The sequence below is a fragment of the Alteromonas sp. BL110 genome (assembly GCF_003443615.1).
GTDB lineage: Bacteria > Pseudomonadota > Gammaproteobacteria > Enterobacterales > Alteromonadaceae > Alteromonas.
The window spans coordinates 3,409,802-3,424,155 of the sequence record NZ_CP031967.1 but is presented as its reverse complement, the minus strand read 5'-3'; the positions used below and the strand labels follow the sequence as shown (position 1 = coordinate 3,424,155).

11 protein-coding genes are annotated in these 14,354 nt (G+C 44.1%); 2 read left to right on the top strand and 9 right to left on the bottom strand.

The window, feature by feature from the left end:
- Nucleotides 1-10 precede the first annotated feature (10 nt).
- From D1814_RS14770 to D1814_RS14760, 3 genes are all read right to left on the bottom strand, one after another.
- A complete protein-coding gene (locus D1814_RS14770; protein ID WP_118493546.1) occupies nucleotides 11-1,930 on the bottom strand; it encodes an ATP-dependent DNA helicase in 1,920 nt (639 codons plus the stop codon).
- Nucleotides 1,931-2,067: 137 nt separating this feature from the next.
- A complete protein-coding gene (locus D1814_RS14765) occupies nucleotides 2,068-2,400 on the bottom strand; it encodes a hypothetical protein (RefSeq protein ID WP_118495404.1) in 333 nt (110 codons plus the stop codon).
- 101 nt (nucleotides 2,401-2,501) lie between these two features.
- On the bottom strand, nucleotides 2,502-3,422 hold the full coding sequence (locus tag D1814_RS14760) for a cation diffusion facilitator family transporter (protein WP_118493544.1): 921 nt from the start codon (nucleotides 3,420-3,422) through the stop codon (nucleotides 2,502-2,504).
- 409 nt (nucleotides 3,423-3,831) lie between these two features.
- On the opposite strand from D1814_RS14760, the gene D1814_RS14755 reads away from it, so the two are divergent.
- Nucleotides 3,832-4,527 (top strand): calcium-binding protein, encoded by a 696-nt coding sequence (locus D1814_RS14755; protein WP_118493542.1) that lies wholly within the window; start codon nucleotides 3,832-3,834, stop codon nucleotides 4,525-4,527.
- Between the two features lie 137 nt (nucleotides 4,528-4,664).
- Nucleotides 4,665-5,279 carry a phosphatase PAP2 family protein gene (locus D1814_RS14750; protein WP_118493540.1) on the top strand — a complete coding sequence of 205 codons (615 nt, stop codon included), beginning with the start codon at nucleotides 4,665-4,667 and terminating at the stop codon, nucleotides 5,277-5,279.
- An 86-nt stretch (nucleotides 5,280-5,365) separates the two neighbouring features.
- On the opposite strand, the gene D1814_RS14745 is transcribed toward D1814_RS14750, so the two are convergent.
- The 6 genes from D1814_RS14745 to D1814_RS14720 all read right to left on the bottom strand — a co-directional run bounded on the left by D1814_RS14745 (nucleotide 5,366) and on the right by D1814_RS14720 (nucleotide 14,210).
- Nucleotides 5,366-5,584, bottom strand: a complete 219-nt coding sequence (locus D1814_RS14745) for a hypothetical protein (RefSeq protein WP_118493538.1) — start codon at nucleotides 5,582-5,584, stop codon at nucleotides 5,366-5,368.
- Nucleotides 5,585-5,746: 162 nt separating this feature from the next.
- Nucleotides 5,747-7,087, bottom strand: coding sequence for an efflux transporter outer membrane subunit (locus D1814_RS14740; protein WP_232369033.1), 1,341 nt, complete (start codon nucleotides 7,085-7,087; stop codon nucleotides 5,747-5,749).
- Nucleotides 7,088-7,202: 115 nt separating this feature from the next.
- A complete protein-coding gene (locus tag D1814_RS14735; protein ID WP_118493535.1) occupies nucleotides 7,203-10,424 on the bottom strand; it encodes an efflux RND transporter permease subunit in 3,222 nt (1,073 codons plus the stop codon).
- Nucleotides 10,425-10,427: 3 nt separating this feature from the next.
- Complete coding sequence (locus D1814_RS14730) at nucleotides 10,428-11,630, bottom strand: efflux RND transporter periplasmic adaptor subunit (RefSeq protein WP_118493533.1); 1,203 nt, start codon at nucleotides 11,628-11,630, stop codon at nucleotides 10,428-10,430.
- A gap of 268 nt (nucleotides 11,631-11,898) precedes the next feature.
- Nucleotides 11,899-13,206: an alpha-amylase family glycosyl hydrolase gene (locus D1814_RS14725; RefSeq protein ID WP_118493531.1), complete on the bottom strand. Its 1,308-nt coding sequence runs from the start codon at nucleotides 13,204-13,206 to the stop codon at nucleotides 11,899-11,901.
- Nucleotides 13,207-13,301: 95 nt separating this feature from the next.
- A complete protein-coding gene (locus tag D1814_RS14720; RefSeq protein ID WP_118493529.1) occupies nucleotides 13,302-14,210 on the bottom strand; it encodes a sulfite exporter TauE/SafE family protein in 909 nt (302 codons plus the stop codon).
- Nucleotides 14,211-14,354 lie beyond the last annotated feature (144 nt).

Sequence of the window (14,354 nt, the reverse complement as noted above, 5' to 3'; positions counted from 1 at the left end):
GTGCTTTAACTTAGGCTTCATCGATGCCAGCTAAAAATGTTTCAACTTCGTCTAAGCTTCTTGTTCGCTTCATATCAGGCAAGCTACCGACGAATGTTTTAGCGTAAGGTTTTGTCACTAATCGGTTATCACAGATAACCAATACGCCCTTATCTGATGGGTCACGAATGAGCCGACCTGCGCCCTGCTTTAACGTTATTACAGCTTGAGGAATTTGAATAACACCAAACGGATTAGCGCCGCGCTTTTTTACATCTTCCATACGCGCTTGAAGCAGCGGGTCATCAGGTGACGCAAAGGGCAGCTTATCAATCATCACGCAAACCAGGTCGTTACCACGGACGTCGACGCCTTCCCAGAACGCGCCCGTTCCCATTAGTACGGCTTTTTCATCTGCAAGGTAGGCATCCAGCAATGCTTGCTTGGTGGTAGTCCCTTGCACCAGTAGCGGGTTGTCTATCTCATCTTCTAGCTTCTGCGCAATTTCTCTAAGCATAGCGTGACTGGTAAACAGCAAAAAGCATCTGCCTCGACTTGCTTTAATCAGCCGTTTGGCTGTTTCTAGCAATGTTTCGCGCATAGCGTAGCTATTCGGTTCAGGTAAATAGCGGGGCACGCAAAGCATGGCCTGTTCAGGGTAGTTAAACGGACTATCCAATCCTAATGTTTCTGCATCTTCTAAGCCCATACGGCGCTGAAAGTGGTCAAAACCGCCGTTTACCATTAAGGTTGCCGAGGTAAAAATCCACCCACGCGGCGGGGATGATACGAAACGTCTAAATTTGGCGGCAATTGATAAGGGTGTTAGATGCATAATGAGATGACGCTGGGTAGTTTCGTACCACAAGCTCACGTTTTCTTGCTTATTGTCGCTCAGTGCATCTAACTGCTCTCTTGCAGCAACCACACGTTCGTACATGTTGTCTAAGTCTTTGTCACGGCCAATATGTAACTTACACACCTCGTGCAGTACCCCAAGGGCTTCGGCCAATTTACCCACCTGCATGCGCACGTCGTCACGGTCTAATGCCTCGGCCCAGTTGCCGCGTTCAGCAGTATCCGGAAACAATAACCGTAAATCAGAGGCTATCATTCTGCACTTGTCAGCGGCTTTATCTAACTGACCTGCGTCTTTTAAAACCGTTCTGAACAAGAGCGTAATATCTTTCGAGATATCGTGAATTTGTCGTGTTGAAAGTGACTCACCAAAGTAGTCACTGGCAATATCGGGTATTTGATGAGCCTCATCAAAAATAATCGCATCAGCTTCAGGGATGAGCTCGCCAAAGCCTGTATCTTTTAGCGCCATATCGGCAAAGAAAAGGTGGTGATTTACCACAATAATATCTGCATCCAGCGCCTTTCTGCGTGCTTTTACCAGGTAGCACTCTTCATAATCTGGGCAATCACGGCCTAAGCAGTTATCCACGGTAGAGGTAACCAGCGGTAAAACACGGGCATCTTCGGGAAGGGATTTAAGCTCGCCCATATCTCCTGTTTTGGTAGTACTAGACCAACGTTTAACTTCAGAAAGCTGGCCCAACACCTCTTTTTCAACCAGGGTAGAGTTACCGCCGTGCTGCGCTACTCGGTGAAGACAAAGGTAGTTTGAACGGCCTTTTAACAGTGCAGTTTTTCGCTTGCTGCCCAATGCTTTTTTTACCAGAGGTAGGTCACGGTGAAATAGCTGCTCCTGCAAGTTCTTAGTTCCCGTGGAAACAATGGCTTTTCCGTCGCTTAGTAATGCCGGAGCGAGATAGGCGAAAGTTTTGCCGGTTCCTGTGCCCGCCTCTACTATCAAACTACCCGTGGTGTCGATGGCGCGCTTAACCGCCTTCGCCATTTCAGTTTGCGCTTCGCGAGGTACAAACCCCTTGATTGCACCGGCAAGAAGGCCATCTGATGAGAATACATTATTTATTGTGGGCATGGTTTAAGCGCTGTCATTACTTTTCTACTTTAGGCCGCGCATTATGCCAAAAAGCCTATTGAATGCCCATTAAAGGTTTGCGTTTTAACGACACTTTGTGCAGTGATATTGCTTTTCAAATATTGCTTAGGCCCAAGTTAACGTTCAAAAAAAGCATCAACTAAATCGGCGAGTGATTCTTCTAACTCTTCTTCAAAAGCGTCGATATCGATACCAAAACTGTCCATATATTTAGCTGCATTGTCACGGGAAAGTACGGCATTTTTAATCTGAAATTCCAGCTCAGGTAGCGTCTTGTCGTAACGGGGTTTAATGGACCATCGCAAACAGTGACCCTTGTTGTCTTTAAGCTTCTTTTTGGCAAAAACGCAGAACTCCTCAACATAGTCAGCACCTTGCGGCCCAAGACACCCAGGTTCTATGCGATACATTACCAGTAGCTTTTTATATAGCGGAAGTCGCGTTTCCATTAGATTTTCAATTAGCTTAAAGATTCGATTATCGGAAAATTTTAGCAATTTTACCAGCCGAGCAATGAGTGAATGCGAGAAGTCGCATTCACCCTTCATTGTTACTCTGCTAGTTCAGGATCTTTTATAAACATCATATCCATGATGATTGCAGGGTCCCACTCGCGCATCTCTGCTTCACATTTCAGTCTAATTTCGTCTAACTCACTGATTGTAGCAATCGAGAATGTGTCATCCACAATAATGTGGACTAAAAGATAAACATCCCTACCTCGCTTACTAATTCGAACTTCAACATGTTCATACGGTACGTCGACCAATGTCTTCTTGAATTTTTTCTCAATTATCGCCGATGTTGCTTCAGGCGGCGCTTTGTTAATTACCTCGTTAAGGCTTTCACGCAGAATTTTAAAAGGCACGGGCAACATCGCCGAGCCCAGAATAATCAACAGAACAGGGTCAACGTACGGAGACAGCGTTTTATAGTTCGTCATTTCCAACACGTAAGCCAAAATAAAAGCGAACAAAATGGAGGCACTTAATACACCGTCAATCAACCAAGTGCTGGCATCCACTTTTACCAAGTCAGAAAGCACATGTTTCCCCTTCGTGCCCATGTAAAGAGATATAGCAAAACAGCCTACCGTTGCCACCACTCCGTAGACCATACCTATACCGTACTCGGCTGCATGCCCTCCCGCTAACAAACTCTGAACAGAGCTCGCCACGGCATACACACAGGTAGCAATAATAATAAGCGACTTAAACATGTTTAGGGTGGGCTCAATAGCCGTATAGCCAAAGTGGAATCGGTCATCATCAGGACGTTGAACCAAGTTGGCCACTTTAAGTGTTAACATTGACATAACAAAAGCGATTAACGAGTAAGCGGCATCAAATAAAATAGCGCCTGAACTCGTTAGAATGGCAAAACCAAGCGCAACAACGACGAATGCGCCAGCAATATAAAAAGAAAGCGTTAGTAGCCGCTTTTCTTCAAGGTGATGGAAGCCAATGTCCATGAAAATCACTTCGAAATTAAGGTGCGCGGATTCTACTCCGATATTTTAAATAAAATAGTGGTTTGAACAAAAATATTACTATTTTTTATTCAACTCAGTGATACACAGCGCTCTTATTATTCGGACTTAACGCAATGCGTTTTTATCAGCACTGAAGCTATGAACTTATAAATAATGTTTGCTCACATCGACACCCTGAACTTGTACCAATTTTGTTAAAAACATCGGGTAACTTTTGCATAAAATTCTATAGTTCTCACAATTCAGCGTTACGCCCGCCTTCCCCTCAACCAGACAAATTATTGATTTTAATGATTTTTTTAAAATGGCATATGCTGTGAATAATTCTTTGTGAATTCTCTCCTCCGTTTTTAAGCAGTATGGAGGCCGAAAAACCAAGGAGTAAGACATGAAAAAGTTAACTATTGCTACATTAATTAGTGCCGCTCTGTCTGCTGGTGCATTTGCTGGCGACAATATGGAAAAAATCGACACTACGTTCGTCGATTTAGACAACGATGATAACGGCTACATCTCGCGAGAAGAAGCAGACGACGATGAGATTTATACGCACTTCTCTAAAATTGATACCAATTCAGACATGCAACTTTCAGCTAAAGAATTTAATGCCCATGTTATGAAGCACCCTCAACATTTCGATGATGAAGTGCTTTCTACGGTAAAATTGATGAAAGAAAGCATGGGGGCAAAAGGTACAATGGAAACGAAGGTTAACGTTGATACCAATGTGGATGAAGTGGTTGCCGCGACGAAAGATAAAAGGCTCACTCACGAGTTAAGAGCTGAAACTGAGCTTAACGCTAATGGGGAATTAGAAAAGACAAAGGTCGATAAAGTAGCCGAAGATACGGTTGTGAATGATAAGACGGTTATTGCAGATGAAGCCGTAGTCGCGCGTAGTAAATTCGATATGATGGACGCTAACAATGATGGTGAGCTTACCAAAGCTGAAGCCTCAAGAAGTGGCTTAACACGCAACTTCGATAAAATCGACTTAAACGATAATGAATTAATTACCCGTACTGAATTTAAGCGATATCAGCATACATCTGAAGGTAACTTAAAAGATAACTCGGAAGAGTAATGATTAAGAAATATAAGAGCCGCGCGTGCGGCTCTTTTTATTTTTTAACAGCTTGTTTTACGCGCGTGCTTTTAAACTTGCACGTGACATTAACCTTCCTCAGCGATTCACCACTTTTATAAAATAAGGAATTTTGTATGTTAGCTTCAACAGGAATTAAAGGCTTACTCGCGTATCGAGCACTGCGAAAAATGAACGGGGACGGTGCTTCTACAACGAACGATAAAGGCAATCTGGTTACATCTAGCAAATTGAGCAATGCCACAACGCCACCATCTGTCGTAGCAATGACAGGTTCAGCCTACGCAATATCTAAGATGACGAACGCTCCTAAAATACAACGCTTTCTTCTGAAATCGACCTTATCAGCCTCAGTGGCTGGCTTACTTAATGCGGGACTTAAGCGATTAATTGGGCGAAAGCGCCCTCGTGCTGAGACCGGCCCTGATCTCAAAGGGCCTGCGTTGAAAGACAAATTTAATTCTATGCCTTCAGGGCACGCATCAGCAGTAGCGGCAGTGGCAGGCTGTATACCTCGTACTTCTGGACCTCTTCTACTTGCGTCTACGGCGGGCTTAGCTGCTACGGCTGTAATCGGAAGATCGAGAACTAAGCGTGATGCACATCATTTATCAGATGTTTTAGTGGGAAGTTGCTTAGGTTTTGGTGTGGCCTACGCGGTGTCAAAACTCGAAAAGCCTGTTGAAGCTGAGGTTGAAAACCTCAAACAGAATAGGCACATGCAGAAGTAACTTAAATAACACTAAACGCGTAGATATAAATTTAGACGTGCCCCCTTCCTGTTTTGGGAGGGGACACGCTTACCTTAGGTACATATCTAGCTTTCTGGCGTGGACTTAATCACTTCTTCAATTTTACGGTTACCACTTAAGCGTGCAAGCTCAATCAGGTAGCCTTTTTCTAACTTGTCCACCGACTTACCTTGAAGCCTTGCTTTTACTTCATCAAGGTCGCCATTGGCTATTGACGTTTTTACTGCTGCAAGAACACCTAAAGAGCGAATACTTTCCCGTTCGCCAGATTCGTTAGCACTCATAAATCCTCCTTCTACATTTAAACAGAATCTAAAAATTAACTTCTGTTTTTTGTAGTAAAAATAGGAGATAAGCGATCACTTGGATAAGTGCTAATCAACTATCGTTGATAATCCGCTATTTGAGCTATGGGCGATAGCCAGTACTTATTCCACATGTTCAAACTACTCTATGGGCGCTCCCCCCCCACCCAATACTTTGTAAAGAGTGATACGGTTTGCTAAGTCAGCTTGGCGAGTAGTTATGAGAGACTGGCTTGCGCTATACATAGTTCGCTGCGCCTCTAATACTTCTTGGAAACTGTCTACTCCATTTTCATAGCGGGCTAACGTTAGTTCGTAACTACGAGTTGATGCCGTAACGAGCTCATTTTCAGAATCAAGCTGATCTTGTATTGTCGCTCTTCTCGCTAGCGCATCGGCAACTTCAGTAAATGCGCTTTGAATAGCATATTCATACGCTGCGAGATACTTTTTCTGTTGAGCTTCGCTATAAGCTAAATTAGCTTTGTTCTCGCCACCATCAAATATAGGTAGGCTGATATTTGGCACTAAACTCCATATAGTGCTTGCCCCTCCACTAAAAATATCCGCTAACACTGAGCTGGCAAGCCCTCCTGTAGCCGTTAGTGAAACAGTAGGAAAAAATGCGGCTCGGGCGGCGCCGATATTGGCATTCGCAGATTTCAAATTGTGCTCAGCTGACAATACGTCTGGACGCTGAAGCAACACATCTGAAGAAATTCCCGCGGGAACATCAGTGACTAAGCTATCACTATCGGGCAAAGAGAATGCAAGTAAGCTATCGTCAATGCTTTCACCTACTAGTAATCGAAGCGCATTGGTATCTTGTTCTACCTGCGTTTTATAACTGGCTATATCAGAACGAGCTGAATGATATATGGTTTCCGCACTCGAAACGTCAATACGTGTATCAACGCCGAAAGCCAGACGCTTATTGGTAATTTCCATTGCTTGCTTGGCATTCTTAGCGGTATCCTCGGCCAGTTGAAGCAAGTTACTATCCGCCGCTAATGTCAGCCAAGCATTGGCTATTTCACCAATAAGTGAAATCCGCGCCGCTTTCGCCGTCTCTGCCGTTGCTAAATACGCTTCCATTTCAGCATTCGTTAAGCTTTGGTTTTTACCAAACAAATCTATTTCATAATTACTTAAACCCGCTTCTGCTTCGTACGTAGTTGACGTTTCACCGGATGAACTCTTAGACCTGTTCGCTCCCAAACTTACATCCACATCTGGCAGCAAATCTGACCTTTGGATCCTATAAGTCGCTCTCGCCGACTCCACGTCGGCAAGGGTTTCTCGCAAGGTGCGACTGCTACTCAGCCCCATATCAATAAGGCGTGTCAAACGTTCGTCTTTGATAAAATCTTGCCATGGAATGTCTGAAGCCTGCAGCCTAGACAGTCCCTCAGTTTGGCTCACCTCCTCAAGCTGCCAATCGTTGGCCACCTCTGAATCAGAACGCGTATAGTCTGGTGCCATTGACGTACACCCCGCTAAAATCAACGCTGTAACAACAGGCAAAAGTTTAGTTACGGGAGTCGGCAAGAAAATGGATTCTGCTGTTTTTTTCATAACATTATTAACCTGATAATACTTATTCATTGCCGTTTTCCAATTGCTTCAGCGGTTCACTTTTAATACGCGTTTCTTCTTTAAAATTATCCTCGTATACGGGGCGCCTAGCAGGAAATAGCCCGCGAATTAATACGAAGAACATGGGCACCATAAAAATACCTATTAGTGTTGCGGTAAGTGTGCCTCCCAAAATACCCGTTCCAATAGATATACGACTATTGGCCCCGGCACCGCTTGAAACGGCTAGAGGTAGAATGCCGAACATGAAAGCTAAGGAAGTCATAATAATTGGGCGGAGTCTCAATCTTGCAGCATTGACAGCTGAATCAACCAGTGACATTCCCTTTTGATAAGACTCCTCTGCAAACTCTACAATTAATATGGCATTTTTCGCCGCTAGGCCTATGGTAGTAAGCAGCGCCACTTGAAAGTAAATATCGTTATCAAGCCCTCTTAACGTAGACGCCAACACTGCTCCAATCACACCCAGAGGTATAACCATAATAACGGAAAGCGGCACCGACCAGCTTTCGTACAATGCAGCTAGAGCTAAGAAAACAACAAGTATAGAAATTGCGTAGAGCATGGTCGATTGTCCACCAGCGATCTTTTCTTGGTAAGACAGTCCGCTCCATGAATATGCTAGCTTTCCCTGCCCCACTTCATCAGCTAGTCTTTCCATCTCCGCCATTGCGTCACCTGAACTAACACCGCTAGCAGCAGCGCCTTGAATTTGGTAAGAAGCTATACCGTTAAAGCGCGATAAGCTTTGCGGCGCACTCGTCCAAGAATAGCTGCTAAATGTCTCGAATGACGTCATTGTACTTTCACCATCCGCATTCGTTCCACGCACATACCACTCGTTTAAATCTCGCGGTTTTGAACGGTACTCAGCTTCACTTTCGATATAGACCTTTTTTACACGACCATCGTCTATGAAATCATTAATATAGCTTCCAGCCCACGCGGCTGTTAACGTATTTGATATATCGGACATCGACAGACCGAGTGCACTTGCTTTGGCATTATCAATGTCAATATCAAGCTGCGGCGTATCGCTAAGAGCTCCTTCACGGATGCTCGTTAATAACTCACTTTGCTGTGCCCGCTTTACTAATTCGGCTTTCAGTGCAGTGAGTTCTTCACGAGTTGTTCCAGACGCAGCCTGTAACTCAAAGGTGAAACCGTTACTTTGACCTAGCCCCTGAATAACCGCTTGATTTAACGCAAACACGCTGGCGTCGCGAATACTAGATAAGTTTCTGTTGATACGATTGATAAGCGCATCTGCACTTTCATCATCTTCGGTGCGATCGTCCCATGAATACATCGAAACAAAGCCCATACCTGCATTTTGCCCCGTACCAGAAAAGTTGAATCCCGCGATAGAGAAAGTTTTATCAACAATTTCGCTCTCTTCATTTAACAAATAGTCTTCAACCTGCCCGACAACTTCATTGGTTCGTCTAATTGAAGCACCTTGAGGAAGGTTAACCTGAAACATAATACTTCCTTGGTCTTCATTCGGTAAAAAGCCTGTAGGCATGCGAACAATCAAAACGCTAAGAGCACCCACTATGGCTACATACACCACTAAAGCACTTACTTTTTTGCTAACAACCCCTTTAACTTTGCTTGAGTAGGACTTTGTTAAGTTGTCGAACATTGCGTTAAATTTAGCGAAAAGGCTCATACGTCTACCGTTAGCGCGTTCTTTAGCAGAGTTTGTATCGTGGGACTTGTGCTTCAAAAGCGTTGCACACAGTGTCGGACTGAGCGTTAATGCCACCACAACTGATAGTATCATGGACGATACAATTGCCACTGAGAACTGTTTATAGATTACACCTGTAGAGCCTCCAAAAAACGCCATCGGAAGAAATACAGCAGATAGGACTACTGCTATCCCTATCAGTGCGCCTGTAATTTCTGACATAGACTTTATCGTCGCATCCCGCGGCGAGAGGTTTTCCTCTTCCATTAATCGCTCAACGTTCTCAACCACCACAATAGCATCATCTACTAACAAGCCTATTGACAGTACAATGCCAAACATTGTTAACGTATTAATGGAAAAGCCAAAAGCTGATAGGACGCCGAAAGTACCGAGAAGAACAACCGGAACAGCGATAGCTGGGATAAGCGTTGCTCGCCAATTTTGTAAGAATACAAACATCACTAAAACGACAAGAACTATAGCTTCTGCTAACGTGTGTACCACTTCGGTAATCGATATCTTAATAAATTCGGTACTGTCTTTGGGAAATGCTATATCGTATCCGGATGGTAGATTCTCAGCTAATTCTGCTACCTTGTTTTTTACAGCGGTGGCGGTGTCTAATGCATTGGCTCCCGAAGAAAGCATTATTGCGATACCCGATGCAGGATGCCCGTTTAAGCGGGAATATAAGCCATAGCTCTCGCTTCCAATTTCCACTCTGGCGACATCACCTAATAAAACGTTCGCACCCGTAGCATTGTATTTTACAATAATGTTGCGAAACTCGTCGGGGCTCGACAGCATAGACTGCGCCGTTACCGTTGCGTTTAGCTCTTGATTTGGCGGTGCGGGGCTCGCGCCCAAGCTGCCCGCAGCGATTTGAACATTTTGAGCCGTTAAAGCGCTTGATATATCAGACGGCATAAGCTCATAAGCGACCAACTTTGTTGGGTCAAGCCAAATGCGCATAGCGTGTTCGGCACCAAATACCCGGGTATCCCCTACCCCCTCTACACGTGCTAGCGAGTCTTCTATATTGGAAGAAATATAATCTGAGATATCCGCTGCACTAGATTGGTCACTGCTATCGAAAACAGATACTACAAGTAGAAAATCGGAATTTGACTTTGTGACGGTAACGCCCGCAGACTGAACAGACTCAGGAAAACGGGAGGTGACCTGCTCTACCTTATTTTGTACTTGTACCTGCGCATAGTCAGCATCGGTGCCTTGTTCAAAGGTAATATCTACTGAAGCCGATCCGTCTGATGTACTTGACGATGAAAAATACAGTAATCCATCAAGACCTGTTAATTGCTGCTCTAAAATTTGTGTAACACTGTTTTCTACTGTTTGCGCATCGGCCCCAGTATAGGTAGTGCTTACGCTGATAACTGGCGGAGCTACACTGGGATATTGAGCGATGGGCAATGACATTATCGATGCCAGACCCGTCAGCATAATGACGATAGATATGACCCAAGCGAAAACAGGGCGATCGATAAAAAAGCGTGCAAGCATGGATTAGTGACTCCCTGTTGTAACTTGGTCAGAGAGGTTATTGCTGTCATAGATAATAGAGCCATTGCTATCTACTTTAACCTCAACAGGTATAACCTCACTACCAGGGCCTACCTTCCCGGCGCCTTCAACAAGTAACTTATCATTAACTTTTAAACCATCAATAATGACCCATTGATTGCCAATCGCGACCGCAGTTTTTACACTGCGCTTTTCTACCTGGTTATCTTGGTTGATTACATAAGCGTAAGCCTCATCTGTCGCACTGTGATAAATGCTCTGTTGAGGAACTAAAATGGCGTTTTCGTCTACCGCGTCGCTGACAATAGCGCGTACAAACATACCTGGTAGCAGTACACCGTCAGGGTTAGGGAACTCCGCACGCAAAGTCACTGAGCCCGTAGACGCATCAACAGCAACTTCTTGCATTTTGAGTTCGCCAGTCAATTCATAGTCACTACCATCTTCTAGCGTTAACGTTACCTCTGCAGTCCCTTCTTGTATATTTTCCTTACTAATTATTTTTCGCAGCCTTAGTAAAGCTTTACTGCTCTTTACAATGTCTACATAAATAGGATCTAACGTTCGAATGGTGGCTAACGCTGAATCTTGTTGAGCGGTGACTAACGCGCCTTGCGTTACTGAAGATATACCAATGCGACCGCTAATAGGTGCTAAAACCTTAGTGTATTGGAGGTTTATTTTTGCTGTTTCTAGTGCCGCTTCGTACATGTCGACATTGGCTTTCGCTTCAAGGTACTCGGCATGAGCATCATCTGCATCTTGCTGAGAAATACCTTCAATCTCAAGCAAATTAGCATAGCGCTCATCTTTAAGCTTTGCAGTCGCTTCAGCGGCTTTCGCGTTGCTTAATGAAGCAAACGTTTCGTTATAAGCGGCTTGATAGGTTTCTGGGTCTATTTGATAGAGCGTTTGCCCTTTCTCGACGATTTCACCTTCGGTAAATAAGCGCTGTTGGATAATACCACTTACCTGAGGACGAACTTCTGCTTCTTTGGAAGCAGTTACCCGTCCTTGCGAATGACTATCTATGTTGTGTCTGCTCGCTGCAACATTGATATAAGAAACCTCTGCCAAACGAGCCCCTGGAAACTCCCCTTGAGGTTCACTAGGTTGTTGCTCACAACCGGTAACAAACGCCACAGCCAATAAGACGGCTACAAATTGCTCTCGTTTTATTTTCATAAAGTTATCCTTAATATTTACTACATTAAAAGTATTCACGAATCGGGAAATACGCAAGGAATGTCAGAGTAATGAGGCGCTTAATAATATTTTTAGAGGGGTTAAAAAGGGGTTAAGGCTGCGCGTTCAGGCGATTAACAGCATATACAGGCGATAGAATGCATCAATCTTGTATTTGTAAAATTTCTCTAAATTCGAAGGTATTAGAGGTGCTCATAAAAAATGAAAAAATATACATGCTCTAAAGCAAAGAGCACCTTTCAGTCGGTTAGGGTGTCAGCCAAATTCTAAACTGCCATGGCGGCAACGTAATCTCTTTGTCAGCAGTAAATACCTTCTTCATCCCACTTTTCCAATCTTCATACTCTCCTTCAAATAACTCTTCTTTGAATGTAGTAGCGATAAATTCGTTGGAAAAGTTAATCACAACAAACACTTTTTCTCGCTCGTTATGACGCACGAAGCTAAAAACCTTGTCCATTTTTGAGTTTGGGACCTGAATCATTCTTGCGCCATACTCTCCATTTCCTAGCACGGCTTTAGATTTTTTGAGTTTAATTAGCTTGCGGTACAAGTTGCCTATTTCATGTTCTTGCCAGTATATTGGATCGCGCTCAAAAAACGCTAAACGCTTAGTTTCTCCAGCTTCCTGCCCGTTGTGAATGAGCGGCATTCCCTCACCGATGACGGACAACACAACGCAGGCTTCAAGTGCATCACCAAATTGCTCTCGCTGTGTGCCATCCCAGGCATTTTTGTCGTGATTACTAACAAAGGTCATTCTATAGGCAGAGGCTGGCCAGCTGCGCTCGTTCCACGAATAATACTTGCGCAACCTATCTAGCGAGCACCTTCCGTGAGCGAGTTCATGAAGTGTTTCATTCCAGCTCCATGCGTATGTCATATTGAACGCACTTTCGTGAAGGTCGCGATTCTCCCATTCAGCCAGCATAAAGACCGGCCTGATTGCGTTGAGTATCTCAACGGCTTGACGCCAGAAGTCGTTGGGCACGTAGCCTGCTACATCACAGCGAAAGCCGTCGATGTTGAACTTTTCAACCCAATAACACAATGCATTAATCATGTATTTTCGAAGGCCAATTTGTTCATAATCGAACTCAATAATATCGCTCCAATCCCACCACGGCGAGGGACGAAAATCGCCTTTATAATCTTTGGCGTACCACTCAGGGTGTTGTTCAGCCAATTGATTATCCCATGCACTGTGATTTGGTACCCAGTCTATAATGACTTTGAGCGATAGTCGGTGCGCTTCGTCCACCAGCGCTTTGAAATCTTCTTCGCTACCAAACTCTGGGCTAATGGCCAAGTAGTCTTTAACAGCATAGGGGCTGCCAAGCGCTCCTTTTCTGTTTTTTTCACCAATAGGGTGAACCGGCATAAGCCAAACAATATCCGCTCCAAGGGATTTAATATGTGCAAGTCCCTTTCTTACTCCCTCAAAATTTCCTTCTTTTGAAAACTGCCGAGTGTTTACTTGATAAATAACCGCATGAGATGACCATTCTGGCTGAAGCACGTTAAAGCGTTTCTGGGGAACAGGATTGATATCCATCTTATCTTTCCTTGTGCAGATTAGCGTTTTTGAAGAAGTATTTGCATTATAAGCACAACCGCAATGACTACTATATTTAGCAGCGATAGCCACGCTTAAAATATTGGTAAACTTGTAATGCCTAAAATTAGTACCCACATGCCGAAAAAAAGTTTTAAGCGTTGAGCAGAAAATGCCAAAACTACATATTTGGCAATTATTCCACCGATTACCGCGCCCGCGCCGGCAAACAAAACAACCTGCCATACCACCGAAGGATTTATAAAAGCGTGGTACGGCAATGCAGACCACACGGTAAACGCCGATAGAATAACCGCGATAGCGATAGACATGGTGACATTAAACCCACGAATAATAAGGTAAACAGCCACTAGCTCACCCACTCCCACTGAAAGCCACGCCGTAATAATTCCGCCCAGAAAACCGATAAAGGGCATAAAGACTAAGTCCCTAGTTAATAAATCCTTATTAAAATGAGTGCGCTTCATTAATGGAATAGACGCAAAAATTGCGATCGCCAAAACTACGGAAAAACTGCCAAAAGCGATATGAAGGTTATTAGCTCCGCCCCACAAGTGTTCGAGCAGAAGTATGCTTTGCGACGAGTACTGAGCGAATCCTATGCCGCAAATTGATGAAGGAATGGTTAGCATTAGCGCGCTCGGGAGCGCTTTCCAGTAGTCATCGTGCCTATGCTGTCTTTTATAATACGCCGCCCAAGTTAATGCGCCAGCGGTCATACCGCAACATTGAATGGCAAAGCTAGTTGCCACTACGCTTTGAGATGAGAAAGACAGATAGTTAAAAAACGGAACGAACACCACACCGCCACCGGCGCCTGTAGCGTTTGCAAATATAGCCCCTATCACACCTAGCCCGCTGAAAAGTCCAAACTCCCTAACAAGCTCAATGAGTGCGGGCTGAGACAATAAAAGGCTCCCCCAGATAAGAAAAAGTAAAACTAAAATTAATTTGCCCGTTTGGCGCTTTATAAAAGAGATCACACACGTCCTTACGACAAAACCGTGGTAATTGTCAGAAAATAAATTCGCTTGATACGTTAATCATTCACACCCGTACATTTTTCAAACTATTGTGGGCTCGTAACGTATAAACTTTTACTTACACAATTATCATATACCGTACTT